Consider the following 25557-nt stretch of genomic DNA (forward strand, 5'->3'; position numbering starts at 1 on the left):
TCCCGTCCGGTCTCCCATCGGCGACAATACACGGAATCGCGGCGCTTCGTCTGCTGCTTCCTCCTGCCGGGTAGACGGTCTACACAGGGCAAACGATTGAGCTTGGCGTGTCGAACTATCCGCTCTCCTACAAATTGTCCTGGCTGCCGCGTTTCCTGGGGCCATCGCTCGGCGGCGATGCCCGAGGTTTTGCGCCACAGGCCGCGACCCTGATCGAGCCGTCGCCAGCGCGGAAGGTGCGGCTGGCCTTCATCGGCGACATCTCGGCCGTCGCCAACCGCATCGCGCCGGAGTGCGATCCGGCCGTCGCGGCGCTGCTCGCCTCAGCCGACCTGGTGGTCGGCAATTGCGAAAGCCCCGTCGTCGAGCGGCCGCACGCGGTGGTGGGCACAAGGCTTGGCACGCACCATGCAATGACGGAACGCTTTCTCGCCGACGCCTTGGCGGCAGCCGGCATTGCCCGTGAAAAACTCGTCCTGTCGTTGGCCAACAACCATGTGCTCGACCAGGGCGTGGCGGGTTTCGAGGAGACCGTACGGGCGCTGAAGCGGCTTGGCATCCGCACGATCGGCACCGTTGCGAAGCGGCCGGTCGAGCGGTTCGCGGCGGGACCGCTGAGCATAGGCCTTTTCGCCTTCACGCAGTGGCGCAATGCCGATGCCGCGCTGTTCGCGAGTCGCGTGTCGATGCGAAGCGATCCGGGGCCGCGCGATGCCGTAGGGAGCGTCGATCTCGTCTGCGCCGTGCCGCATTGGGGCTGGGAGTTCCGGCATTTTCCAAGACCGGAGACACGGGCGCTGGCCAGGCAGCTGGCCGGGCAAGGCGTCGGGCTGATCGCCGGGCATCATGCCCATGTCGTGCAGCCGGTAGAGCGGATCGGCAAGACGCTTGTCGCCTATGGGCTCGGTGATTTTCTCGGCACCGCCTTTGCCCGCCAGCCATGGCCTGGCCGCATCGGCTCCATTCTCGCCGTCGATGTCAGCGCCGACCTCGGCATGCGAGGGGCCATAGCCGCCTACCGGCTGCATCCCTTCATGCGGCAGCGCGTCGGCGACCGTGAGCGGCTGGTCCCCGTGGAAATGCTCAAGGGCCGGCTGCGCGGCAAGGTCGAGGGCCGGCTGAAGGCGATTTTCGGCGACCCCGCCGAGGCCTGACGACTTTTGCGCAAAAGCCGCTATCATGGCCGCACGAGGCACAGTTTCTGCGGTGGGGGCGGCAATGGAAGCGGCGGACTTCATGCCGAGCGAGGCGGTGATCGCCGGCATCAGGAAAGACATCGAGGCCTATGAGGCGAGGCGGGCATCGACCTACCGGCGGGTCCGCTGGCGGGTGCCGTTGTTCGTCGGCCCAGTGTTGGTCTTCGTGGCGCTTGTGGCCTGGCTGTTCAACAAGGTCGCCGATCCCAATGAGCAATGGTTCTCGACGCCGCACGTCTTCCTCTACATCGGCGGCTTCGTGTTCGCGGCGATACTCTATTTCCAGGCAATGACACCTGCAACCAGACTGCAGCAATCGTTCCGCGACACGCTCTTGCCGATGATCTTCGGCTTCGTGCGGGACGTGCGCTACCAGCATGGCGTTCGGCCGAATTCCTTCGACCGGCTGCCGACCGAGACTGTCGGGGCGTTCAACCGGCAAAGCTTCGACGACATCATAGCGGGTCGCTACGAGGATTTTCCCTTCGAACTCTACGAGGCGAAGCTCACGGTAGGATCCGGCAAGAGCGAGCAAACGGTCTTCAAGGGCGTCGTCGTTGCCTTTGAAACCGTCGAGCCGTTTCCCGGCATCCTGGTTGCGGCACGCAAGGCCGGCAAAGTGGTGGGTTTCTTCCGCAGCATGTTCTCCGGCAAGCTGCAGGAACTGGCCAGCGGCGTGCCGGAGCTCGACGCGACCTACGAGTTCCGCACCGACAATCTTGACGCGGCGAGGCCGTTGGTTACCGGGCGCCTCGCCAGTGCGCTGACCTGGCTCGGCGAGACATGGCCGCACGACCAGGCCCGCGTCGCGCTCAACGGCAGCGACGGTTTCCTGCTCATGCCGCGAAGCAAGGACTTCTTCGAGCTGCCGGACATCTCGGTGCCGATCGACTACCAGAGCCACATCGCGCCGATGATCGCCGATCTCGGCGCGATGCTGGCGACGGCGTCGCTGGTGCGCAAGGTCGGCGCGCCGGACGAGGCTGCTGGCTAGCTCTCAGCAGTCGAAGCCGTAATTGCTGCGCAAATCATCCGCATCCTGCGCGGACATCTTCTTCAGCATGACGCAAACGGTGTAGCTGCCGACCTGATGGCCGTTCCTGGTGTAGCCCCAGTCGGAAATGTCGTCGCGGGAGAATTCGATATACTGGCCGAAGGCGACATTGCGGACCAGCTCAGGCTCGTTGGCCAGGATGCCGGCAAACCCGGTGGCGGTGCGCTTGAAGGGGATGACCCAGAAATGCTCCGTCGCATCTCCGTCGACGATCTTCACCTTCAGCTTGAATCTGTCGGTTCCCGGCGGCGGTGCTGCGGACAAGGCAAGGAAGTCGTCCAGGGTGGCCCGGGCCTGTTCTATCGCCGCCGTCATCTCCGGATCGTCCGCGGCGACGGCCACGGTCTTGTCACCGGCCTGGTCGGCGCTTTGCGCCTGAACACCAGCGGGAGCAAGCGCCAGCATCACGGATAACGCAGCTCGGATTGTGAACTTCATGCGATGCCCCCTCCGCCCCGGAAGGTCGGCATCATCATGCATCAAGTCCCGGTTTTCAACCGAAGCGCAGCTTCATGCCGAGGATGGCGATCACGAACAGGAAGGTGACGCCATTGGCAAGGATGACCGGCCAGGAGCCGATCAGCAGGCCGTAAAGCGTCCACAAGAAGACGCCGGTGGCGATCGAGCCGGTGGCGAACAGCGAGATGTCGCCGGCGCGGCGTTCGCGAGCGACCTTGGCGACCTGCGGAATCCAGCCGAGCGTGGTGATGAGTGCGGCAAACGCGCCGATGATTTCAATTGCGGGATGCAAGGTGGGGACTTTCGAGCAAGCACCTGATGTGCGGTGCGTCCTATGGCAGATCGATCGAACTCTGGGAAGCCGTCGATTCGGCTGGACCAATCAAACGAAGCGGGGCGCAGGGGGGCGCCCAGCTTTGAGCGGTTACAGTCCGCTCGGCACGATCCCGGCCAACCAGTCCGCCGAACGTTTCGCCATGCCGACCGTCGCTGACGCGGCGCGGCTGAGGTCGGTCTTGACCACGGCGTAGCCGGCCTTGGTGCGGTAGAGCACCGCGCTGCCGCCATTGACCGCAGCTTCATAGGCGACCGGTTTCGCGGCTTCGGTTTCCGCTACCGTCGCCGGCGAGCCGACGGGGACGCTGGGGCGGTGGCTGAGCTCGGGCGGCAGTGGATCGACCGTGACCTGCCTGGGCGTAAGTTCGGGCTTCGACGCCGTCGCCGCGAGCTCGGAGGAGGACGACGAGCCCTTGGCTCGGCAGATGCCGGAGACCAGCGGATAGTCGAAATTGCGCTCGTGCAGCATCTGGCTTTTCATCGCCGCTTCGCAATCGGCGATCGTCGCCCATTTGGCCGGCGTCTCGCCGATATATTCGCAAAGCTTGGCGTCGCAGTCGCAGCCGACGATGGTCATGGCGACAAGGGCGGTCTTGATCACGGTCTTGTCCTTCGGATTCGTTCCCAAATGATCAGTCGCCGGGGAACAAGGCGGGATTTGGCCGCGATTGTGAATTGTGCGTGACGGAATGTTTCCGAGGCCCCGGCTGTGACCGAAAAGCCTCAGCCTTCGTAGACGTGCTCAAGCCTGGCGCCGGACTTGATCAGTGCCGGCAGCACTATGTGCAGCTTGCGCACGGCGATCGTCAGGCCGGTGCGGCGCGTGTCCGGATCGGCCGGGAGCGGATAGCTGAACAGGGTTCGCGTCCCTTCCGGCGCGGCGACCTCGGCTGGCGAAAGCACGGTGAGCATGATCTCGTCATTGCCGCCGATCTCGACGAAGGACACGCCCTTCTCGATCAGGCGCGGGATCATCTCGGTGAGCGGCTGGCCGGGCCTGGTGACGAAGACAGTGCCATCGGCGCCGAAATCATGCTCGAGCAAAGTGTCCGGCTCGTTGCGCGTCGCCTCGCCGACCGGCCCCTTGGCCCAGACATGGATGCCGGCTGGATCGGAGGCGGGGGCGAAGGCCACGCCGACGAACCCTGCATAGGCCTGCTTGACGGTGTCGGCGAGGCCGTAGGCGAGTTTGCGCTCACCGCTGCGGACGGCGCCGTCGCCGGGCGCCGGCTGGACGCCGAACAGTCCGGCTCGCTTTTCGGCATAGGGGAATCGGTACCACGGCGCCCGGTCGAGGAAGCTGGCGTATTCGCTTGCCATCCTGGCCTGGTAGTTGTCGGTGGCGGTGCGCTTGCCGGCGATCGCCTCGGTGATGCGGCCGACCGTGTTCTCATAGGCCCATTGCAGCGCCTGCTCGATCGTCTGGCTGGTGCCGGTGATGACAGGCATCCGGTGATCGGCGATGTTGAGCTTGCCCGGGCTGGCTCGGATCATCGTCGCATAGTCCTGCCAGAAGCGGCCGATATAGGACCAGTAGGGAAAGCCGCTCGGCTGGTTCCTGTCGACGAAGCCGGCATAGTCGCGGGCGGTGTAGACGCCTGTCCATTGCGGGTAGGCGAGATAGGTCGCTTGCCGCGGCCGCTGGTAGCCGGGGATCTCCGCGCGGACCTTTTCGGCAAGCGGCTTCGGCGGAGCGCCGTCGGCGACGCCCGGCAAGGGCGCGAGTGAGGATGTGGTCAGGAAACCGTAGGCCAGTCCGACCACCGGGACCAGCACGACGATGACGGCCAGCCAGAGGATCGTCTTGACGATGCGCCTCAGCCAGCGGAACAGGAACATGGCCGGTCAGGCCGTAGCGAAGGGGTCGTGGCTGCGCCTTGCTCGCCATGGCCGCGAGAACCACGGCCGCCCCGGCGCAAGGGCGATGGCAGGCCTCCAGGACAGCGTCATGAAGCATCCCCCTTCAATCGACATGGAACGTTAGCCGATTCCGGCGCTCGTTGCAGCCCATGGGTATGGCTGAAAGACGCGCGGGCGAGTTGAGGCCGACGAAAGATGCGCCGCACCGTTCGACGGCAAGGCGCGTGGGGACCGAAGGCCGCGAAGGGATAGCCCAAAAAACAGTCGGCGCTGGGATTTCTCCCAGCGCCTCCCTGTCAGATCAGGACACGGTCGCGGCAGCAACTCCCGAAAGATGTCGCGCCATGCCGGCCTTGATTTTGACGGTCCTGCCAGTCGCCACCCGAGGGCAGCGCCCGTTCCAGACCACGCCGATCTCCACCCTTGCGGGCTTCGCCCAGCGTGCCATCGAAGGTTTTCACCGGCCTTCATGGCAGCATCGGTCCGCCGTTGGCGTTCGCACGCTTTCCGCGGCCCCGCCGACATCCGTCCCTCCAACAGGCAAGCCTGCTCTCGTTCTAGACCGTACGGGCCTCAGGAAATCCGCCGTTCCGCTTTTGCCTTTCGGCTGGGCGATCGGTAGCCGCCTGAGATGGGTTTAACGTACGCCGGGTAAGGGTTTTGGGGAACCGCCCCCAGCCTGTGGATAGCGGGATTATCGGGGACCAAGCCGAGCGGTGGAGAGATTTTTTCGGGAAGCCGACCAAAGAGGCGCGAAACGCGGCGGCGTGGCGGCCATCTTGCGATGATACGCATTGCCGGACATTCCGCGCTTGCCCCGCAAGGCGGCGCGGGCTTCAATACCGGCAAAGGATTCCAGGCGCAAGCGCTCCTGCCATTCCTAGATCAGGATAACGTTTCGTTGAATCGTCATCCCGATCTGACGCTTTGTTGGAGCATGATCTTTTCCGAAAACCGGTTCCCACTTTTCGGGATCATGCTCTGGGGGAGGTTGCTTGAAGGTCGGAGTGGTTCTCAATCCGATTGCCGGCGGTGGCCGGCTGAAACGGCACTGGCCGGAGGTCAGCGCTTCGTTGAAGAAGCATTTCGGCGATTTCGAGCTGCGCGAGACACAGGCCGAAGGCGACGCCGAAAGGCTGGCGCTCGACCTCGCCGCCTGCGGCTTCGATCTGGTCATCGCGGCGGGCGGCGACGGCACGGCCAGCGAAACGGCAGACGGTCTGCTGCAGGCCTTCGATGAAACCGGCCGAACCTGCGAGCTCGGCCTGCTGCCCTGCGGCACCGGCATCGATTTCGCTCGCGGGCTCGGCCTGCCGGGCGACATCGACGCCACGCTCAAGCACATCGCCGACGCCAAGCCGCGCAAGGTCGATGCCGGGCGCATCTGCTACATCGACGATCATGGTGCGCTGGCCAGCCGCCACTTCATCAACATCGCCAGCCTAGGCCTCTCCGGCGCGACGGATCGAGCGGTCAACGCCGACAAGCGCAAGGGTCGGGTTTCGGCCAAGGCGCTGTTCTTCTGGCGCACCGTGGTGGAGTTCGTCCGCTACCGCTTCCAGGACGTCAGGATCACCGTCGACGATGGCGCTCCGGTCGAGGCGCGCATGGCGCTGGTGGCGGTCGCCAACGGAAAGTTTTTCGGCGGCGGCATGATGATCGCGCCCGATGCGGAACTCGGCGACGGCGCCTTCGACATCGTCATCCTGCGCGCGGCGAGCAAGCTGAGGCTGATCCTGGACATCCGGTTGCTTTATGGCGGACGGCACCGCAACCACCCGGCGATCACCATCCTGCGCGGCAAGAAAGTGGTTGTCGAACCGCTCGGTGATGTGGAAAAGAACGGCGCGCTGGTCGACATAGACGGTGAGTCGCCGGGCCGCATACCGGCGACGTTCGAGATCCTGCCCGGCGCGCTGACGCTCAGATACTGAATCAAGATGTTGAGGTTCTGATTCAGGCAGTTGACGGCTTGATTCCGACCAGCCGCCCAATTCGCTGAAATTGCTTGTAAAGTTTAGCCGCCTCAGATTTCCAGCCTGGCCGGGAAGCCAGGCGCGCGCAGGTCCGTTCCGACCGTGTCCTCTAGCAGTTTGACGATCATGGTCGACCAGGCGCCACCGCCATAGGTCTCCTTGCCCTGTTCGAAAATCGCGTTGACGCGGGAAGCGAGATCGAGCGGCACGCCGAAATCCTTGCCCATATTAAGCGCGAAGCCGAGGTCCTTCAGCGCCAGGTCCATGGTGAAGCCGATGTCGTATGAGCCGTTGAGCACCAACTGGCTTTCGGTCTCATGGACGAAGCTGTTGCCGGAGGAAGCGACGATGGCGTGGTACGACTGGGCGAGGTCGAGCCCGCCCTGTTTGGCCAGCATCAGCGCCTCGCCGGCGGCGACGAGATGGATGAAGGCCAGCATGTTGGTGATGACCTTGATCACCGCCGCCGAGCCGACCGGTCCCATCAGGAACGACTTGGCACACATCGCCTCGATTGCCGGCCGGTGCCGTTCGTAGAGCGCCGCATCGCCGCCGACCAGCGCGGTGATTTTTCCAACCGCCGCCAGATGCACGCCGCCGGTGACCGGGCATTCGAGTGTCTGGATTTCTTTCGCCGAAGCAAGTGCAGCGAGCCGGAGGATATCGTCGCGGCCGTTGGTCGACATCTCGATCCAGGTGCCGCCGGCGGGCAGTCCGTCCAGCAGCCCGTCGGGGCCGGCAAGCACCGCTTCGCTGACCTTGGGCGAGGGCAGGCAAGAGATCGCATTGCCGGCGCCGGCGGCGGCTTCGGCCGGGCTTTTCGCGGCCGTCGCGCCGAGCGCGACCAGGCGCTCGATCGCCACCGGATCGCGATCGAAGACGGTGACCGCGAATCCGTTGCGGACCAGGCTGGCGGCGAGATGGCCGCCGAGATGGCCAAGGCCGATGAAGGCGTAAGCGGGTCGCGCGGTCACGGCATCAACGGCGTCTGCATCATCTGCAGATGCAGGTCCTTGCCGCTGTAGGGATGCGCCTCGCAAACCGCCTCGTTGAGCTCGACGCCGAGGCCGGGCTCCTTCGACGGGATGACGTTGCCGTGCTGCCATTCGATCTTCTTCTTGAGCAGCTTCTCGTGAAAACCGTCCCACTGCTTCAGCGATTCCAGGATGAGGAAGTTGGGTAGCGTCACCGCCAGCTGGATGTTGGCGGCGCCGACGATCGGCCCGCAATAGCAGTGCGGCGCGACCTGGATGTGATAGGCCTCGGCCATGGCGGCGATCTTCTTGGTCTCCAGTATGCCGCCGGAACGGCCGAGGTCGGGCTGCAGGATGGTCGCGGCGCGGTTCTCGATGACGCGGGCGAACTCGAATTTCGTCGTTAGCCGTTCGCCGGTGGCGATCGGAATGGATGTGCCGCGCGCCACCTGCGCCATCACTTCCGGCATGTCCGGCGGCACCGGCTCCTCGAACCACAGCGGATCATAGGGCTCGATGGCGCGGGCGAGACGCAGCGCCCCCGACGCGGTGAACTGACCGTGGGTGCCGAACAATATGTCGGCCCTGGTGCCGACCGCCTCGCGGATCGCCTTGACCATGCGGGCGGAGAGATCGATGTCGATCAGGCGCGGCTGATGGCCGTCGAAGGCGGTGTAGGGGCCGGCCGGGTCGAGCTTCACCGCGTTGAACCCCTGCTTGACATATTCGAGCGCGCAAGCGGCGGCCAGGTCGGGATCGTTGTAGACATTCTTGCCGCGTGCGTCCTCCGAATGGACGCTGCCGGTGTGCGGGTAGAGATAGGTGTAGGAGCGCAGCGTCTCGTGCACCTGGCCGCCAAGCAATTTGTAGACCGGCTTGTTCGCCTCCTTGCCGATGATGTCCCAGCAGGCCATTTCCAGCGCCGAGAAACAGCCCATGCCGGAGACGTCGGGGCGCTGGGTGAAGCCGGAGGAATAGATGCGCCGGAACAGGTTCTCGATGTCGTGCGGGTCGCGGCCGACAAGATAACGCTCGGCCATGTCCTCGATCATCGTGGCGGTGACGTGGCCGGAGAAGGTGGCGTTGTAGGCCTCGCCATAACCGACCACGCCGCCATCAGTGGTGAGCTTGACGAAGATGAAATACTTGCCGCCTATGCCGGGCGGCGGGTTGCCGACAACCCAGGTCTTGACGTCGGTGATCTTCATTTCTGATCCTCCAGAACCAGTTCGGCGCCTTTCCATCCGGTAAGGATCGAGGCGGCGTTGGTGTTGCCGGTGATGTTGTCGGGAAAGATCGAGGCGTCGATGACGCGCAAGCCGCTGAGCCCGTGCACCCTGAGGCGCGGATCGACGACGGCGCGCGCTGCGTCAGGCCCCATGCGGCAGGTCGAGACCGGGTGGTAGACGGTGCCCGAGCGTTTCCTGAAATCCTGAATCAGGTCGGCATCGGAAGTGATTGAAGGACCGGGCAGAACCTCTTCCTCGATGATCTCGGCCATTGCCGGCATCGAGGCGATTTTCCTGACGAACTTCACCGCCGCCAGCATCTCGTCGACATCGGCATTCGTCGAATACGCGTTCGGCGTGATCCGTGGATAGTCGCGTGGATTCTTCGAGCGGATCATGATCTCGCCACGGCTCGAAGGACGGCAGTTCGAAAGGCCGATCGAAAAGCCCGGCCACGGGTCGGGGGTCAGGATCGGTCGCTCGCCGCTCTTCGGGATGACGGTGGAGAAGGCCTGGAAATAGAGCTGCATGTTGGGGCGCGAAAGGGCCGGGTCGGTGCGGAAGAAGCCGCCGGCATTGTTCATCGACAGCGACAGCGGACCCGAGCGCAACAGCACGTATTGCATGCCGACCAGGAGCTTGCCCCACCAGGGACGCAGGATCTGGTTGAGCGTCGGTAGCTTGCCCTTGAAGGTGTAGTTGATGCCGACATGGTCCTGCAGGTTCGCGCCGACATTCTCGTTGGCGTGGACGATCGGAATGCCGAGGCCGCCGAGCAGCGCCGACGGGCCGACGCCTGAGAGCTGCAGCAGCTGCGGCGAGTTGATGGAGCCGCCCGACAGGATGACTTCGCGGCCAGCACGGACGCTCTTCGTCTCGCCGTTGTGCAGATATTCGACGCCGACGGCGCGCTTGCCTTCGAACAGGATTTTCGTCGCCAGCGCGTTGGTCTCGACGCGCACGTTCTTGCGCTTCATCGCCGGGCGCAGGAAGGCACGGGCGGTCGACATGCGCCGGCCGTTCCTTGTGGTGATCTGGTAGATGCCGACGCCTTCCTGGGAGGCGCCGTTGAAATCCGGGTTGAGCGGCAGGCCTGCCTGCTGGCCGGCCGCAAGGTAGCGTTTCGTCAGCGGGTGGACGGCGTTCGAGCAATCGGTGACGTGCAGCGGACCGCCGACGCCGCGCCATTGGTCGGCGCCGGCCTCATTGTCCTCCAGCGCCTTGAAGGCGGGGAGCAGGTCGTCGTAGCTCCAGCCTGGATTGCCGGCGTCCCGCCAGGCGTCGAAATCCTCGCGCGCGCCCCTGATGTACACCATGGCGTTGATCGAACTGGAACCGCCGAGCAGCTTGCCGCGCGGCCAGTGGTCGGCATTGCCGGCGAGGCCCGGATCGGGTTCGGCCTTGTAGTTCCAGTTGACGGCCGGGTCGAAGAAGGTCTTGCCGTAGCCGAGCGGCATCTGGACGTAGAAACGGCGGTCGGTGCCGCCGGCTTCCAGCACCAGGACCGAGAAACGGCCCGAGGCCGACAGTCTCTCCGCCAGGACCGAGCCGGCCGAGCCGGAGCCGACGATGATGAAATCATAGGTCTGCATGATGGATGTGGGCGGCTCCGGAAATCTGGCCGCAGCCTAGACGGGGTGGGTTCGCCAAGTCGCCGGGCCTTCCGGCATCGGTTGTGAAAAAAGCGACTGCGATACCTGGTCGAGTTGCGGGATAACCCGACAATCCCGCTTGAAATGCACTGGGTCGAGAGCTTATGCGATGGCATCGAGCAATCCGCGGAAGGCAGGAGATCCAATATGCGCACCCTCTCCGATGCCTTCATCCCGGAACTGCCCGGCTACTACAAGGGCAAGGTCCGCGAAAACTACGACCTGCCCGACGGCAGGCGCATCATCATCGCCACCGACCGCCTCAGTGCCTTCGACACCATCCTGGCCTCGATCCCGTTCAAGGGCGAGATCCTCACCCAGACCGCCCGCTACTGGTTCGAGGAAACGGCCGATATCTGCCCGAACCATGTTCTCGAATACCCCGACCCCAATGTCGTCGTTGGCACGCGGCTCGACATCCTGCCGGTCGAGATCGTCGTGCGCGGCTATCTGGCGGGAACCACCAGCACCTCGATCCTGACAAGGTATCGGAAGGGCGAGCGGGCCATGTATGGCATGACCCTGCCGGACGGCCTGCGCGACAACGAGAAGCTGGCCGAGCCGGTCATCACGCCGACGAGCAAGGCCATGGACGGCGGCCATGACGAGCCGCTGTCGAAAGCCGAGATCCTCGAACAGGGTCTTCTGACGCAGGCGCAGTGGGATACGGTGTCGGACTACGCCTTGCGGCTGTTCGCCCGCGGCCAGGCGCGCGCCGCCGAACGCGGCCTCATCCTCGCCGATACGAAATACGAATTCGGCACCGACAAGAGCGGAGCGATCATCCTGGCCGACGAGATCCATACGCCGGACAGCAGCCGCTACTGGATCGCGGCGAGCTATGAGCAGGCCTTCGCGAGCGGCAGCCGGCCCGATAGCTTCGACAAGGATTTCATCCGGTCGTGGGTCGCGGCGCGCTGCGATCCCTACAGGGATCCGATCCCGGCTATACCGGACGAAATCGTCGAACAAGCCTCTCGGGTCTATGCGCAGGCCTATGAGGCGATCACGGGCAAGAAATTCGTCCCCGACGTTTCAGGCGCCACCGTGCTCGATCGCATCCGCTCGAACCTCCAGCGTTATTTCTAGCGGTCAAGCGAGCCTGTTGCGTGACAGCTTTCCACTCATTGCGGCGCTGTCCGCGACGCGTTGACCTGCCGGCGCCGTGACGCTATGGGATCATGTCATCGATCTCGGGGAATTTTGGCATGGTGCACTACGCGGACGGACGGCCGATCGGCGACCTGACCTTGCGCACGCTCGCCATGCCATCCGACGCCAATGCCGCCGGCGACATTTTTGGTGGCTGGGTGATGGCGCAGATGGACCTTGCCTGCGGCATTCGCGCTGCCGAGCGCGCCAAGGGCCGTGTGGTGACGGCAGCAGTCAAGGAGATGTCCTTCGCCAAGCCGATGAAGATCGGCGACACGCTGTGCATCTACACGCATGTCGAGCGCGTCGGCCGTACCTCGATGATGCTCAAGGTCGAGGCCTGGGCGCAACGCTACCTTTCCGACCTGATGGAGAAGGTCACCCACGCCGATTTCGTCATGGTGGCGCTCGACGGCGAGGGCAAGCCGAAGGCAGTTCCAGCCGAAGGCTGACGCAACTCCGATTCTCAAAATCCGGGACTTTGTAACATCACCCACATGGGAGTTGCGTTGCGCGACATCCAACCGTTGCCTCCAAACCCAATTGTGCGGGCGTTGGAGGAAAGACAATGCGTCAACACATGCTGAACGGTTGGCTTGTGGCAGCCCTGTTCGCCCTGGTCTGTCTGCTTGGCACAACGGCGTATGTCGAAGTCAAAAAGGACCTCCCCAAAGCCACGTGTTTGCACGGCGAAAGAGCGCCCCCAGGGTTGGCGTTGGGGTGCGAAAGCTGCAACCCCGTATCATGCGATATGAACGCACCAAAGACCTGATTGGTGATCGCTCGAGCGTGATCCTCGATGCCAGAACCGATCGTCCATCGGCTCGGTGATGCAAGCTGGTCGGAGGTGCTCAGAGAAACTCGCAGAGCGACGTTCCTGCGCACTCTTGGAGCAGGCGACATGTTGCGTTGCGAAATCTGCGGCCCTTGCCGCGCAAGGGTTTCAGCCGTGCAGGCCGTCGAATTTTTCGCGCGCTGTCCTGACGCGGTCGGTGTTCCTGCGCGCCCATTCACCAAGCGCGCCGACGGGCACAAGCAGTTCGTGACCGAGTTCCGTCAGCTCGTAGTCGACACGTGGCGGGATGGTCGGAAACACCTTTCGCGTGACGAAGCCGTCGCGCTCCAGACCGCGCAAGGTGGTGGTCAGCATCTTCTGCGAGATGCCGCCGACAGCGCTGCGCAATTCGTTGAAGCGCATCGGTCCGCCGCCCAATTTTCCGACCACCAGAACGGTCCATTTGTCGCCGATCCGCTGCAGGATCTCAGACACCGCTCGGCAGTCCTCGGTGTTGTGGGGGTGCCTCAGTAACAAAAACGTGCCTCCTTGCGCGCTGGTTTGGCAGTATCACATATAGCGCCGGTATCCAAACGATACCAGAAATTCCCGTTAGGAGAGCCCCTTATGTCCAAGCCCAAAATCGCCATTGTCGTCGGTTCGACGCGCGCCGCCCGCTTCGCCGACGTGCCGACGGAGTGGATCGCCAAGATCGCCAAGCAGCATGCGGACATCGACGTCGAAGTCGTCGACCTGCGCGACTTCCCGCTGCCTTTCTTCGACGAGGTCGCGTCGTCCGCCTGGGCACCGTCGCAGAACGAAGTGGCGCAGCGCTGGCAGAAGAAGGTCGCCGGGTTCGACGGCTTCATCTTCACCGCCGCCGAGTACAACCACGGTCCGACGGCCGTGCTGAAGAACGCCATCGACTACGCTGCCAATGAATGGAACAAGAAGCCGGCCGGGTTCGTCGGCTATGGCAGCGTCGGTGGTGCGCGCGCCGTCGAACAGCTGCGCCTGCATGCCGTCGAGCTGCAGATGGCGCCGGTCAAGTCGGCCGTCCATATCGCCTGGGGCGATTTCCTGGCGGTCCGCCAGGGCGAGAAGAAGCTCGAGGATTTCGAGCATCTGAACCAGGCCGCCGCCGCGCTCGTCAACGACGTCGCCTGGTGGGCCAAGGTCCTGAAGGCGGCACGCGCGGCTGATGCCATCGCCGAGGAAGCCAAGGCGGCCTGAGCCGCATCGAGATTATCCTCCCAAGGGATATGGGGCGGCGCTTGCGCCGCCCTTTTCGTTTTCAGCCCTGCTCGTCACAGCCAACCGCCCGAAAAACCGGCGCGGCGGAGCCCTTTAGTGATGGCCGGCACGCGGCGCATCAGCCGCCACAGGAAGTCCGACCGGTAATTCTCGATCATCAGGGCGATCGGCCCCTGGTTGATGCCGACATGGTCCGGTGATACCCAGCCGCAGGAGCGGCCGTCGGCGGCGGCGATGGTCGGATTGAAGCTGGCGGTGAAGCCGTACGGGTTGCCCTGGTGCAGGTCGATCTCGTGGAAATGGCGCAGCGCCGGCAGAACGATCTCCGGCGCAAAGGGCAGTGAGGTGATCGCCGCCCATGGCGACAGCGTGCCGTCGTCCGGACCGAAAGGCGCGCCGCGCGCCAGATAACCGAAGAAGCGCCGGTCACCGATCGTCAGGTGGAGTTTCTTCAGGCCCGGGCCGTCACTGGCGGTGATGCCCCAGCAATCCTCGCCATAACCACTGAAGCCCTTTGGATTGCGGATGGCGTAGTCGCGTTGCAGGTAGGTCGCCTGGCGGCTGTTCTCGAAATAGTCGCTGCCGTGCCTGCGCATGAACGCATCGCGGATGCCCCGAAAATCGATCCAGACATGCGAGAACTGGTGGATGAAGAGCGGGCCGGCATAGACCAGTTCCCGGCCATAGATCTTCTTCCACTTGTAGGTGGAGAGCCAGGCCGCATAGCTCTCGGGCGGCAGCGAATAGGTCGGCGAGCCGAGGCCCAGTATGTATAGGATCACGGCCTCGTCGTAGCCTTGCCAGCGGTAACGCAGGAAGCCTTTTTCAGGCCGCCAGCCATGGGTGACGGTGGCGCCGCCGTTCTGTGCCCAGCGCCAGTCGGCGCGCCGGTAGAGCCCATCGGCAAGCCGGCGGATTTCCAGTTCGGATTCGTCGTCGGTGTCAAAATAGGCGCCGGCGGCCAGCACGCCGGCAAGCAGAAGCGCCGTGTCGACCGTGGACAGCTCACACTTCCAGACGCGGCGGCCGGTCTGCATGTCAAGGAAGTGATAGTAGAAGCCCTTGTAGCCGGTGGCGTCGGGTTCCGGCCCGTGCGGCGCGTTCCAGAAGAAGCGAAGTGTGGCGAGCGTCCGTTCAACGGCAGCGGCGCGCGTCATGAAACCGCGCTCGACACCAACAGGATAGGCCGACAGAGCGAGCCCGACGGCGGCTATGCTGGCGGGCGACGCTGCAGTGTTGCGGTCGGCGATCAGGCCATTTTCCGGATTAGCCTCCTTGAGAAAATACTCGAAGGACAGGCGCTGGATGTCCGAGAGAAGCTCTTCGTTCAGCTTGTGGTCGCTCGATGCATCCATGGGTTCCGATATAGAAGTTTTCGCTGCGCTTCCCAGCTTTTGGCTCCTCAATCATAAGTGAGGAAGGCGAGGGCCGATAGCGATAGCGCGTCTCGCCAAAATTCGAACCTGGACACCCAATCGGCAAAGCTTGCCGATCACTCGTCGATGTCAGCGCGCCAGCTCGCGATGGCCGCTCGACAAGCGGGTCGCGATCAGCTTGTCGATGCGGCGGCCGTCGAGGTCGACGACCTCGAAGCGCCAGCCCTGCGCGTCGACGCATTCGCCGGTCGCCGGCAAATGGTGCAGATGCGACAGCACGTAACCGGCCACGGTCTCGTAGTCGCGGTTCTCGGGCAGGTCGATGCCGAGCACTTCCGCCATCTCGTCAGCCTGCATGTAGCCTGCCAGAAGCCAGGAGCCGTCCTCGCGCTTGACGGCGTTTTCCTCCTCGCCGGCATCGAGATCCGCGCGGAAGACGCCGGTGATGGCTTCCAGAATGTCGGCCGGCGTGACGATGCCTTCGAAATGGCCGTATTCGTCATGGACGAGTGCCATCGGCACATCCGATTCCTTCAGCTTCGACAGCACGTCGAGCGCGTCGGCCTGGTCATGGACGATGGGCGCCGCGCGCACGTGCTTGCGCGGCTCGAGCACGCGGCCGCCGAGGATCGCCGCCAGCACGTCGCGGGTCTGGACGACGCCGATCATGGCGTCGACGCCACCGTCGCCAGCCGGCAGGCGCGAATGCTGGGTCTCCATCAAGAGCTTGCGGATCGCGGTCTCGTCAGACTGCAGGTTGATCCAGTCGACCTCGGTGCGCGGCGTCATCACCGCACGCACGGCGCGGTCGCCAAGCCGCATGACGCCGGCGATCATGCGCCGCTCGTCGGATTCGATGGTGCCGTGATGCTCGGCCTCGGCGACCAGCATCTTGATCTCTTCGTCAGTGACCTTCTCCTCGGCCTCGCCGCGCTGGCCGAGTAGCCAGAGGACGGCGCGGCCGGAAATGTCGAGCAGGAAGACGAGCGGCGCGGAGATCGTGGCGAGGACGGTCATCGCCGGAGCCGCCCGGGCGGCGACCCGCTCCGGATCGCGCAGCGCGATCTGCTTCGGCACCAGCTCGCCGACGATGAGCGAGGCATAGGTGATGATCGCGACGACGATGGCGACGCCGAGCGGGTCGGCGACGCTCTCGCGAATGCCATATGAGGCCAGGTACTGCGCCAGCCTCTCGCCGAGGGTGGCGCCCGAGAAGGCGCCGGACAGCACGCCCACCAGGGTGATGCCGATCTGCACCGACGACAGGAATTTGCCGGGGTTGGAGCCGAGCGCCAGCGCGCGGCCAGCGCCCTTGACGTTGCGATCGATCATCGTCTTGAGGCGGGCTGGCCGTGACGAGACGATGGCAAGCTCGGACATTGCCAGAAGGCCGTTCACGCAGATGAGGACGGCCACGATGGCGATTTCAACGTATAGCATGCGGCGTCAATAGCATTGCTGCAGTGCATTCGAAAATAGCGGGGCTATTGTTTTTCGGGACAGCGAGCCGGTGCGGGCAAACGTTTGGCGCGAATGCGCTAGGGCAAATGCTTCATCACGCCGATCACTGCCATGCCGTCGGTGAAATAGGGATCGCCGCCGCCATTCCTCCCGGCTTGCGTGGCGCCGATGCCGGTAATCTCGCTGGTCGAGATCAGCATGCCGGCGGCGCTGAGGTCAGCGATGAGGAAATTGCGCTCGGCGTCTATGTCGGGGCCGATATGATGCGTGATGGCGCCGGTGTCGTGGCTGAGGCCGACGCCGCGGTCGAAGCTGGCGGCGCCGAGCCAGAGCGGCCGGCCATCGTCGCCGATCGTGTTGGTCTGCCAGAAGCGGACGTGGTGGCGCCGGTCGGCACTGTCGCCGACTGGCTTTTCGAAAGCGAGATCCTGCGCGCGGCCTTCGAACAGCAGCCTGCTCATTGGCGCATCGGGGTAGGGGCGGGAAAACAGCACGCTTTCGCCGATGTCGATCGCCGTTCTCAGCGTCACGGCGTCGGCCGTGTCCCAACCGGCGACGGCGAAGGCGTGGACGATCTGCTTTTCGGTGCCGACGAGGCCGACATTGATGGGGTCGCCCGGAATGCCTTGCGGCGTATGCGTCACCATCTCGAAATGCTGGGTGCGGTAGCCGCGCTCCCGCCAGGTCCAGAACTCCGGCGCGGCAACGTAGGCCAAACCCAGATATCCGGCGCAAAGTGCCGCCAGCCAGATCGCCGCGCGCCGCCGAAGGCTTCGCTCACTCACGAGAGGCCACTCCCAAATGCATGCATCACTTTATGCGCCGTTGCATGGCTTGGGCAGAGGAAACCGCTCGTGGTCAGCGGCAGGCGCGATAGCCACTCTTGCGGTTCTTGATGTCGAAATGGAAATGGTTGCGGTGGTCGTAATTGTAGCCGGGGCCGAGTACCGTGGTGAAATACTGGCAGCCATCGGCGCGGACATTGTTGAGGAAGCCGCGGGTGCGGAAGGCGAACAGGCCGGGCTTGCGCACGTCGATGTCGTCGCCATTGTTGAGCTCGATGCTCATCACGTCGAGCGCATTGCCCTTGCCGTGCTCCGACAAGACACCTTCGCCGGCGATGTTGCGGCAGGAGTAGCTGGATCCCTGGTGGATGGTCTTCACGCCTGAAAAATACCGCCAGCGGGCGGCCGGCACGAGCTCGTTCCTGGTCCAGGTGGCGAAGGTGGCGGCCATGTTGCAGGTCAGCGTTGCGGCGGGCTTCATCTCGACGCTGCCGATGGCCGAGACCCTGACCGGATAGTCGATGCCGCACTGGCCCTCATGGATCGGCTGGACATCGGTGTAGACGACGCCGAGGCGTCGCAATTCGTTGCGGCAATCGACTTCGCTCTCCGGCATCTGCTCCGTCGGCGACATCGGCTCGTCCATGCGCGGATAGGCGGCGGTGATATAGGGGTTGGAGGGGACGAGGCGCTGCATGCCGGAATATTGGGGCGCCGAATACTGAGGTGCGGAATATTGGGGCGCCTCGGGCACGGCGGCGGTCTGGCTGCCGACGTCGACGGCCGGCTGCAGCGAAAATACGTCGCCGGTGTTGCAGGCCGAGAGGGCCGCGATGGCAAGCCCCGTCACCAGTCTGACAGCGGCCGAGCGCGCACGATTGTTCTGCCGCGCCATGGCAAGCATGGCGCCAAGTGTTCCGGCCATCGAAAGGCGTCCCGTCCCAGAGCTGATCCCGCAGGGATCATGCAGCCGATGGCACAAGGTTAATCGCCAAGGGTAAAGGAAAGATCAGCGCCGGCATTCACGCCTGGGGCCGAATTGCGGCGGTCACTGGCAGAAGGTGCCGCCGTGGCGGCGGGGCTCGAGGTCGAGGTGGAAATGCAGCGAATGGTCGGCGTCGCTGCCTGGACCAAGCACGGTCTTGAACGGCCCGCAGGCCGCCTTGCGCACCATGTCCAGGAATTGCGCGTCCGGGTCGGGCGGTGCCGGCCCGACCTCGATCTTCCTGCCGTCGGCCAGCGTGAAGCTGGCAATGTCGAGTGCATTGCCGAAAGCATGCTCCGACAGTTTTCCACCGGCGTGGCGCGGCCGGCAGACGAAGGCGGAGGCCTGGCCGACCGATTTCAGCTGCGTGCCGAACTTGGCCTTCACGGCAGGTTCGATGACGTCGGCGGCGAAGCGCGCCGCCGCCTCGGCCATGGCGCAGTTCATTTCGGCCTCTGGGCCGATGGCGACGGATTTGCCGAGCGTCTTCAGCGCGATCGGGTAGGGGATCGAACAGCCGATCGCCGGATCGTGCTCGGCCTTGTGTTCCTCGAAGTCGACGCCCATCGACTTCAGCCGCCGACGGCAAGCGAGTTCCTCCTCCGGCATTTTGGCCTCGGGGAGGGTAGCCGAGCGGGGATCGGGCAGTATTTTTCTCTCCGCAGCAGCCGGAGCTTTTTCGGGCGGTGTCGGCGCGCCGGCCGGGGGGGCTGCCTGTGCCGGCTTTTCGGCGGGCGTGGGAGGTGTTGCCGGTGGCTCGGATTGATCTGCCGGCAGGTCGACCGGGCGCGGCTCGGGTACCGGCACATCCGCTGGCGCGGCTTCGGATCCTGGCCCGGACCGATTGAGTTGCGGAACGGGCACGGTGTCGGGCAGTTCCGGCGCCTTGGCCAGGGCCGATCCGGCCAGCAGCGTCACCGCCGCCATGGACAGCGCCAATCCGCAAAGTCTCGTGAAGGTCAGCGCTGCCATCGCCGCCAAACGGCGGGCGCGTGCGGAAGTTGCCTTGGGAAGCGCATCCGACCGATCACAATCGGTTACCGGCACGTTACGCGCCGATCGCTTCCAGCCCTTCCTCCAGCCAATCGGCGAGCAGCGGCATGCCAAGCAGATATTTGGCCGTGCGCATGTTGGCGCGCTCGCGCGCGGCAGCTAGCGCGTCCGCCCACTCCGAGGCGTCGTAGTCGCCCCGGCCGACCCAGGCCAGCGCGACGAGTTCGGCCGCCTCGTCGACATTGAGGTCGTCGATCAGTTCGCGCAGTTCTTCCTCGGTCAGGTTTTCCGAGCTTTCTTCGACCAGCCCATCGTGATGATGGCTGTCATGCGTGTCGCCGTCGAACTCGATCTCGTGCTCGGCGCCGTCGGCATAATCCTCATTGACGGCAGCGCTGAGCGCCTTCGCCTTGAGAATGAACAGGCGCACGGTGTCGGGACCGATCGAAAGCTCCCACTCCCTTTCGAGGCGCTGCTGCACTGGCCTGCTCCGCATCCTCCGTTGGCCGTTGGCCGGATGATAGCGGATTTGTGGCGCGCGTCACGTCATGTTCGGCCTGTTTCAGGCAAAATGCCGGAAGCGCGGGTCTGAGGCGCAGGTTTTTTACGCGCTCCGCTTTTCCGGGATGAAAGAAGGTGGGCCTGGCGTTAGTATCCCATTGTCACCCTCTAGGAGGCTTCTATGCGCAGACGATTGCTGATTCAGGTCATGGCTGTTGTGGCTTTGCCGCTCTTTGTGGCGCCGGCCTTCACGGCCGGCGAAGGCGGTGGTGGAGGCGGCGGCGGTGGCGGCGGCAGCCCGACCGAGAAGTGCAAAAAGGGCGAGGTCTGGGACAAGAAGAAGCAGAAATGCGTGACGCCGAAGTACGGCATGCTGGATGACGACAACATCTACCAGGCAGGCCACGATCTCGCGATGGCCGGCCGCTATGACGAGGCGATTGCCGTGCTCAGCCTTGCCGCCAACAAGCAGGATCCGCGCATCCTCAACTATCTCGGCTATTCGCACCGCCATTCCGGCCGTATCACCGTCGGCCTCGGCTATTACGAGGAAGCGCTGCGCATCAATCCCGACTACACGCTGGTGCGTGAATATCTCGGCGAGGCGCATCTGCAGATCGGCGACCTTGCTGGCGCCCGCGAACAACTCAGCGAAATCGAAAAGCGCACCGGCAAGGGCTCGCGCGAATACGGCATGCTGGCCGAGCAGATCGATCATTTCATGAGAAGCTGATTCGACCTCGACATCCCTCCAGCCGGCTGCGAGCGATCGCAGCCGACTTTTTGTTGCCGGGTGCCGGCTAAGGATTGGCCTTGCCGCGATCGCCCTTGCAAAAGCAGCGGATGATTTTTTCGAAACGGATTTTTTGGCGTGAAAAACCCGCAAACATTGCTATATTCAGGCAAATTGCGGTGAAACGGTTCCGTTAGCCCAAGGCTGCCGGACCGTTTTCTTTTTGTACCCATCGACAAGGCCCATCCCCTAAAACGGGGGTGGTGGCAGGAAAGGTCAGGCATATGAACAAGGTCCCGATGACAGGCGAGGGGTTCGCGTCATTGAAGGAAGAACTGCGCTGGCGCCAGCAGGAAGAGCGGCCGCGCATCATCGAGGCGATCTCCGAAGCGCGCTCGCATGGCGACCTTTCCGAAAATGCCGAATATCACGCGGCCAAAGAGGCGCAGAGCCACAATGAGGGCCGCGTCAACGAGCTCGAGGACCTGATCGCGCGGGCCGAGGTGATCGACGTCACCAAGCTCAGCGGCGACAAGGTCAAGTTCGGTGCCACGGTGGTGCTGGTCGACGAGGACACCGAGGAGAAGAAGACCTACCAGATTGTCGGCGACCAGGAAGCGGACGTGAAGTCGGGCCGTATCTCGATCTCCTCGCCGATCGCGCGCGCGCTCATCGGCAAGGAAGTCGGCGATGCCATCGAAGTCAACGCGCCTGGCGGCGCGCGGGGGTATGAGATCGTCCAGGTGCAGTTCATCTAGGACCTTTTGATAATTCTACTCTGGCGGCCGACTAGAGCCTGATCCATCCCGATTGAATCGGGATGGGGCTCTATCTTCTTGTATGGCCATGATCTTTTCCGAAAACCGGTTCCCACTTTTCGGGATCATGGCCTGGCGCGGTTTTCTGCGCTTCCGGTGCTCACGTACTTTAAGTACGCTCCGCTCCGGTTCTCGAAACCCACGCTATTCGACTCGCCAGAACGAATTCTGAAAAGGTCCTACGCCGGTGCCTTTGAGCTGAGCACCAGCAGTCTCTCAGCTTCCGCCATCACCTCGGCTGGCGTGATTTTGTCGCCAGGAGCGGCGAGCAAGGTCGACGAGAACGGCCCGCGCGGGCCGGTGAGGCCGGGTTCGGTGGCCAGGAAGACGGCGACCGTCGGCAGGCCGAAGGCGCTGGCGAGGTGGGTGAGGCCGGTGTCGGCCCCGACGACCAGCGCCGAACGGCCGATGGCCGCGGCGATCACCGCCAGCGGCGATTTCGGCACCAGCGCCGCCTGCGGCACGGCCTTGGCGATCGCCTCGGCCACTGCTTTTTCAGGCCCGTTCGACCAGGTGACGACAGGCGTCATTCCCTTTTCAAGCAGCAGCCGGGCGGTCTCGATCCAGTCCTTGACCGGCCATTTCTTGTCCTCGCGGCTGGTGCCGTGCAGCAGGAAGGCGGTCTTGCCGCTTGTGCCGGCCAGACCGTCGGCCGGAGGCATGATGCCGGATTGGAGCCCGGAAAGATCGGGCTGGTAGCCGAGCGCCAGGCCGAACAGCCGCCGCGTCCGCTCGATGGCGTGCAGGTCGCGTGGCACTGCGTAGCGATGATCGTAGAACCATGTCGCCGACGGCTCGCGCGCGCTTTCCCGGTCGAAGCCGGCGATCGGCACCGCCGCCTGCTTCGCCACCAGAGCGGACTTCAGCAACCCTTGCGCATCGATGACGAGGTCGTACTTGGCGGCGCGCAGGGCGCGACGCAGGTTTTTCGCCTCACGCCATGTGTGGCTGTTGAAAAGCCGCTTGCGCCAGCGCCGGATTGCCACCATGTGGATGGCGCCGATCGCGGGGTGCAGGGCGACAATGCCGGCAAAGGCCTCTTCGACACACCAGTCGAAGGACACATCCGGCCGGTTGCGGCGCGCGTCCTCGACGGCCGGGAAGGTATGGATGACATCCCCCATCGAGGAGGTCTTGACGATCAGCACCTTCATGCGGCGGCCGGCATGTCCAGCAGCCGGTCCGCTGCCGCCGCGACCCGCGCGGCATCGAGCGTCTTCAGGCAGTTGAGATGGCCGAGCGGGCAGGTCTTCTGGTGGCAGGGCGAGCAGGACAGGCCAAGCCACACCAGCTCGGCGTGCGCGGAGAGCGGCGGCGTATTCTCAGGCGAGGTCGAGCCGTAGACGGCGACGATCGGCGTGCCGACGGCGGCGGCGACATGCATCAGCCCGCTGTCGTTCGAAACCGCGAGCTTTGCCGCTGATATCAGGTCGATGGCGTCCTCCAGCTTCGTCTTGCCGGCAAGGTCGACAGCGCCTGGCGCAAGTGCCGCGATCTCGGCCGTCACCTCGGCGTCGTTCTTGGAGCCGAGCAGCGCAACCTTGAGGCCCCTTGCCATCATCGCGCGCGCCAGTTCGGCGTAGCTTTCGCTCGGCCAGCGTTTCGCCGGACCGAATTCGGCGCCGGGCATCAGCGCCACGAAGTTTTTCGCACCGAGGCCCGACCGGTCGAGCAGCGCAGCCTGGTTGACAGCGTCGATGGTGAGCTTCGGAGCCTTGAAGGTGCCGCCGCGGGCGAGGCCGAAATAGGCGCGCGCGGTGCGCCGCTTCACCGCGCCGGGCAGCGGCACGATGTCGGTCAGCAGGCCGTAGCGCATTTCGCGCAAATTGCCGACGCGGCGCGGAATGCGGGCAAAGAACGGGATCAGCGCCGACTTCCAGCTGCCCGGCAGGACATAGGCCATGTCGTAGCGGCCGCGCAGCAGGCGGCCGAACCGTCTGCGGATGCGGAATTCGAGCGCGCCGGGCTTCAGCGGGAAATCGATTTGCTGGCGTACCTCCGGCATACGCTTGACCAGGGGGGCTGCCCAGGCCGGCGCCAGCACGTCGATCGCGGCGTTCGGATATTGCTCCTTCAGCGCCGAGAACAGGCACTGCGCCATGACCATGTCGCCCACCCAACGTGGGCCGATCACGAGGATCGCTGGGCTTTCAGCCATTCGACATAGTCTCTGACACCGGTTTCGACAGTCCGGAATTGGCCATTGTAACCGGCCGCGCGCAAGCGGGACATATCAGCTTGGGTGAAACTCTGGTAGCTGCCCTTGAGATGGTCGGGGAAGTCGATGAATTCGATCCTGCCCTTGCCAAGCGTGTCGATGACGGTGTCGGCGATGGCGCGGAACGGCTGGGCGCGGCCGGTGCCGCAGTTGAAGATGCCGCTCGAGCCACGTTTCCACAGCCATAGATTGACGTCGGCGACATCGCCGACATGGATGAAGTCTCGGCTCTGCTCGCCGGGCCCAAAGCCGTCATAGGCGCCGAACAGCTTCGGATTCTCGCCGCGCTCGACCTGGTTGAACAGATGGAAGGCGACCGAGGCCATGGCGCCCTTATGCGCCTCGCGCGGTCCGTAGACGTTGAAATAGCGCAGGCCCGCCACTTGCGAATGGTCGGTGTCGAAGACGTTGCGGCGGACATAGTCGTCGAACAGCTTCTTGGAATAGGCATAGACGTTGAGCGGCCGCTCGAACTCGGGTTCCTCGCGGAACTCGCTGCCGCCGCCATAGACCGACGCCGAGGAGGCGTAGAGGAAGGGCACGCGCAGCGCCAGGCAGGCATGCAGCAGTCGCTTCGAATACGCGTAGTTGACCTCCATCATGTATTTGCCGTTCCACTCGGTGGTGGTCGAGCAGGCGCCCTGGTGGAACACGGCCTCGATGCGGCCGAGCCCGCCGCCTTCCAGGCGCGCCAGGAAATCGTCCTTGTCGAGATAGTCGGCGATATGGAGGTCGGCGAGGTTGGCGATCTTGTGGCCGTCGGTGAGGTCGTCGACGACGAGGATGTCGCTGTGGCCCTCGGCATTGAGCGCGGCGACGATGTTGGAGCCGATCATGCCGGCGCCGCCCGTGACGATGATCATGAAGGCCTCTGGTCTTGTTTGGCGATTCCGGCCCTTATAGGGGAGGCTGGGGTGACTGTCGATAAAGCCGGCGAGAAGGCTTGGCGGGGTGTTGGCCACAGTGGCGCCGCAAAGCTTGGGCTTCAGTCGGCATGCGCCGCCCTCAAGGGCTGGCCGCGCTAGCGACCGGCCGGGATCGCGAGAGGAGCAAGGCATGCCGTCGACTGAATTGCTTATCGCCTTTTTCGCCACCACGGCGATCTTTGCCTACATTCCCGGTCCCGCTATGCTCTACGCTGCCGCGCAGACCATGGCGCGCGGGCGCTGGTCGGGGCTGACGGCGGCGCTCGGCATCCATCTCGGCGGCTATGTGCATGTCTTTGCTGCGGCAGCCGGCCTTTCGGTGCTGTTTCACGCCGTGCCGCCGCTCTACATGGCAGTCAAGCTCATCGGCGCGCTCTATCTTATCTGGCTCGGCGTCTCGCTGTTTCGCGCCAGGGCGCAAGGCGATGCGGCGCTGCCCACGATCGAGCGAAAATCGGCGCGCCGCGCCTTTTTCGAGAGCATCACCGTCGAGGTGCTCAATCCCAAGACGGCGATCTTCTTCATGGCGTTCCTGCCGCAGTTCATCGATGCCCAGGCGGCGTTCCCGGTCTGGCTGCAGTTCGTCATCCTTGGAACCATCGTCAACCTGATGTTCTCCTCGGCCGACATAGCGTGTGTCTTCCTGGCCGGCGCGATGATCGCGCGGCTGCGGCGTTCGAGCCGCGCGCAGCGGCTGATGCAGCGGGCCGGCGGCGCCGTGCTGGTTGGCCTCGGCGTCCATGTCGCCCTGCAGAAGAGCTGATCGGCCATCGCTCCTGCCCCAGGGCCGCCGTTGCGCTGGCTCGAATTGCGGTATATCGGCTTCGCCATGAACGACCGGCCC

26 protein-coding genes are annotated in these 25557 nt (G+C 64.4%); 9 read left to right on the plus strand and 17 right to left on the minus strand.

Annotated features, from left to right (window positions below):
• Positions 1-107: 107 nt before the first annotated feature.
• On the plus strand, positions 108-1154 hold the full coding sequence (locus JG743_RS11110) for a CapA family protein (protein ID WP_202300235.1): 1047 nt from the start codon (positions 108-110) through the stop codon (positions 1152-1154).
• Positions 1155-1218: 64 nt separating this feature from the next.
• Entirely contained in the window at positions 1219-2190 is a 972-nt protein-coding gene (locus JG743_RS11115) for a DUF3137 domain-containing protein (protein WP_202300236.1), read from the plus strand.
• 3 nt (positions 2191-2193) lie between these two features.
• Here the strand turns inward: JG743_RS11115 and JG743_RS11120 are convergent, their stop codons facing one another.
• The 4 genes from JG743_RS11120 to JG743_RS11135 form a co-directional block, all read right to left on the minus strand.
• The gene (locus tag JG743_RS11120; protein WP_202300237.1) at positions 2194-2688 is read right to left on the minus strand and encodes a YegJ family protein; all 495 of its coding nucleotides are present in this window, start codon (positions 2686-2688) and stop codon (positions 2194-2196) included.
• A gap of 55 nt (positions 2689-2743) precedes the next feature.
• Positions 2744-3001, minus strand: a complete 258-nt coding sequence (locus tag JG743_RS11125; RefSeq protein WP_126058713.1) for a SemiSWEET family sugar transporter — start codon at positions 2999-3001, stop codon at positions 2744-2746.
• Positions 3002-3133: 132 nt separating this feature from the next.
• Positions 3134-3646: a hypothetical protein gene (locus JG743_RS11130; protein ID WP_202300238.1), complete on the minus strand. Its 513-nt coding sequence runs from the start codon at positions 3644-3646 to the stop codon at positions 3134-3136.
• A gap of 122 nt (positions 3647-3768) precedes the next feature.
• A complete protein-coding gene (locus tag JG743_RS11135; RefSeq protein ID WP_202300239.1) occupies positions 3769-4884 on the minus strand; it encodes a hypothetical protein in 1116 nt (371 codons plus the stop codon).
• 1016 nt (positions 4885-5900) lie between these two features.
• Between JG743_RS11135 and JG743_RS11140 the strand changes: the two genes are divergently transcribed.
• A complete protein-coding gene (locus JG743_RS11140; protein WP_202300240.1) occupies positions 5901-6839 on the plus strand; it encodes a diacylglycerol/lipid kinase family protein in 939 nt (312 codons plus the stop codon).
• Between the two features lie 92 nt (positions 6840-6931).
• Here JG743_RS11140 and JG743_RS11145 read toward each other — a convergent pair whose 3' ends face one another.
• From JG743_RS11145 to JG743_RS11155, 3 genes are read right to left on the minus strand one after another with little or no spacing between them, the layout of a single operon-like run.
• Positions 6932-7855 carry an NAD(P)-dependent oxidoreductase gene (locus JG743_RS11145; RefSeq protein ID WP_202300241.1) on the minus strand — a complete coding sequence of 308 codons (924 nt, stop codon included), beginning with the start codon at positions 7853-7855 and terminating at the stop codon, positions 6932-6934.
• On the minus strand, positions 7852-9063 hold the full coding sequence (locus tag JG743_RS11150; RefSeq protein ID WP_202300242.1) for a mandelate racemase/muconate lactonizing enzyme family protein: 1212 nt from the start codon (positions 9061-9063) through the stop codon (positions 7852-7854). Before JG743_RS11150 ends, JG743_RS11145 begins: the two co-directional genes overlap by 4 nt.
• Positions 9060-10676: a GMC family oxidoreductase gene (locus JG743_RS11155; RefSeq protein ID WP_202300243.1), complete on the minus strand. Its 1617-nt coding sequence runs from the start codon at positions 10674-10676 to the stop codon at positions 9060-9062. The genes JG743_RS11150 and JG743_RS11155 overlap by 4 nt, the downstream gene beginning before the upstream one ends.
• 207 nt (positions 10677-10883) lie before the next feature.
• Here JG743_RS11155 and JG743_RS11160 point away from each other — a divergent pair, with 207 nt between their 5' ends.
• Together JG743_RS11160 and JG743_RS11165 are read left to right on the plus strand one after the other, a co-directional pair.
• A complete protein-coding gene (locus JG743_RS11160; protein WP_202300244.1) occupies positions 10884-11825 on the plus strand; it encodes a phosphoribosylaminoimidazolesuccinocarboxamide synthase in 942 nt (313 codons plus the stop codon).
• 119 nt (positions 11826-11944) lie between these two features.
• A complete protein-coding gene (locus JG743_RS11165; RefSeq protein WP_202300245.1) occupies positions 11945-12340 on the plus strand; it encodes an acyl-CoA thioesterase in 396 nt (131 codons plus the stop codon).
• Between the two features lie 491 nt (positions 12341-12831).
• On the opposite strand, the gene JG743_RS11170 is transcribed toward JG743_RS11165, so the two are convergent.
• Positions 12832-13200, minus strand: coding sequence for a winged helix-turn-helix transcriptional regulator (locus JG743_RS11170; protein WP_202300246.1), 369 nt, complete (start codon positions 13198-13200; stop codon positions 12832-12834).
• A 90-nt stretch (positions 13201-13290) separates the two neighbouring features.
• Here JG743_RS11170 and JG743_RS11175 point away from each other — a divergent pair, with 90 nt between their 5' ends.
• A complete protein-coding gene (locus tag JG743_RS11175) occupies positions 13291-13896 on the plus strand; it encodes an NADPH-dependent FMN reductase (RefSeq protein ID WP_202300247.1) in 606 nt (201 codons plus the stop codon).
• A gap of 74 nt (positions 13897-13970) precedes the next feature.
• Here JG743_RS11175 and JG743_RS11180 read toward each other — a convergent pair whose 3' ends face one another.
• The 6 genes from JG743_RS11180 to JG743_RS11205 all read right to left on the minus strand — a co-directional run bounded on the left by JG743_RS11180 (position 13971) and on the right by JG743_RS11205 (position 19998).
• Positions 13971-15272: a glucoamylase family protein gene (locus tag JG743_RS11180; RefSeq protein WP_202300248.1), complete on the minus strand. Its 1302-nt coding sequence runs from the start codon at positions 15270-15272 to the stop codon at positions 13971-13973.
• A 150-nt stretch (positions 15273-15422) separates the two neighbouring features.
• A complete protein-coding gene (locus JG743_RS11185; RefSeq protein WP_202300249.1) occupies positions 15423-16733 on the minus strand; it encodes a hemolysin family protein in 1311 nt (436 codons plus the stop codon).
• Positions 16734-16831: 98 nt separating this feature from the next.
• Positions 16832-17539: an LssY C-terminal domain-containing protein gene (locus tag JG743_RS11190; protein ID WP_202300250.1), complete on the minus strand. Its 708-nt coding sequence runs from the start codon at positions 17537-17539 to the stop codon at positions 16832-16834.
• A gap of 73 nt (positions 17540-17612) precedes the next feature.
• Positions 17613-18464: an extensin-like domain-containing protein gene (locus JG743_RS11195; RefSeq protein ID WP_202300251.1), complete on the minus strand. Its 852-nt coding sequence runs from the start codon at positions 18462-18464 to the stop codon at positions 17613-17615.
• A gap of 123 nt (positions 18465-18587) precedes the next feature.
• On the minus strand, positions 18588-19496 hold the full coding sequence (locus tag JG743_RS11200) for an extensin-like domain-containing protein (protein ID WP_202300252.1): 909 nt from the start codon (positions 19494-19496) through the stop codon (positions 18588-18590).
• 76 nt (positions 19497-19572) lie between these two features.
• Positions 19573-19998, minus strand: coding sequence for a DUF3775 domain-containing protein (locus JG743_RS11205; RefSeq protein WP_202300253.1), 426 nt, complete (start codon positions 19996-19998; stop codon positions 19573-19575).
• A gap of 201 nt (positions 19999-20199) precedes the next feature.
• Here JG743_RS11205 and JG743_RS11210 point away from each other — a divergent pair, with 201 nt between their 5' ends.
• Both JG743_RS11210 and greA read left to right on the plus strand, forming a co-directional pair.
• On the plus strand, positions 20200-20751 hold the full coding sequence (locus tag JG743_RS11210; RefSeq protein WP_202300254.1) for a tetratricopeptide repeat protein: 552 nt from the start codon (positions 20200-20202) through the stop codon (positions 20749-20751).
• Positions 20752-21035: 284 nt separating this feature from the next.
• Positions 21036-21509, plus strand: coding sequence for a transcription elongation factor GreA (gene greA, locus JG743_RS11215; RefSeq protein WP_126058735.1), 474 nt, complete (start codon positions 21036-21038; stop codon positions 21507-21509).
• Between the two features lie 239 nt (positions 21510-21748).
• On the opposite strand, the gene waaC is transcribed toward greA, so the two are convergent.
• The 3 genes from waaC to rfaD are packed head-to-tail and all read right to left on the minus strand — an operon-like array spanning position 21749 to position 24650.
• On the minus strand, positions 21749-22723 hold the full coding sequence (gene waaC / locus JG743_RS11220; protein ID WP_202300255.1) for a lipopolysaccharide heptosyltransferase I: 975 nt from the start codon (positions 22721-22723) through the stop codon (positions 21749-21751).
• On the minus strand, positions 22720-23727 hold the full coding sequence (gene waaF / locus JG743_RS11225) for a lipopolysaccharide heptosyltransferase II (protein WP_202300256.1): 1008 nt from the start codon (positions 23725-23727) through the stop codon (positions 22720-22722). The genes waaC and waaF overlap by 4 nt, the downstream gene beginning before the upstream one ends.
• Positions 23700-24650: an ADP-glyceromanno-heptose 6-epimerase gene (gene rfaD / locus JG743_RS11230; RefSeq protein ID WP_202300257.1), complete on the minus strand. Its 951-nt coding sequence runs from the start codon at positions 24648-24650 to the stop codon at positions 23700-23702. Before rfaD ends, waaF begins: the two co-directional genes overlap by 28 nt.
• A 193-nt stretch (positions 24651-24843) precedes the next feature.
• Between rfaD and JG743_RS11235 the strand changes: the two genes are divergently transcribed.
• On the plus strand, positions 24844-25476 hold the full coding sequence (locus tag JG743_RS11235) for a LysE family translocator (RefSeq protein WP_202300258.1): 633 nt from the start codon (positions 24844-24846) through the stop codon (positions 25474-25476).
• Positions 25477-25557: the final 81 nt, after the last annotated feature.

It is taken from the genome of Mesorhizobium sp. 131-2-1 (assembly GCF_016756535.1).
Taxonomy (GTDB): domain Bacteria; phylum Pseudomonadota; class Alphaproteobacteria; order Rhizobiales; family Rhizobiaceae; genus Mesorhizobium.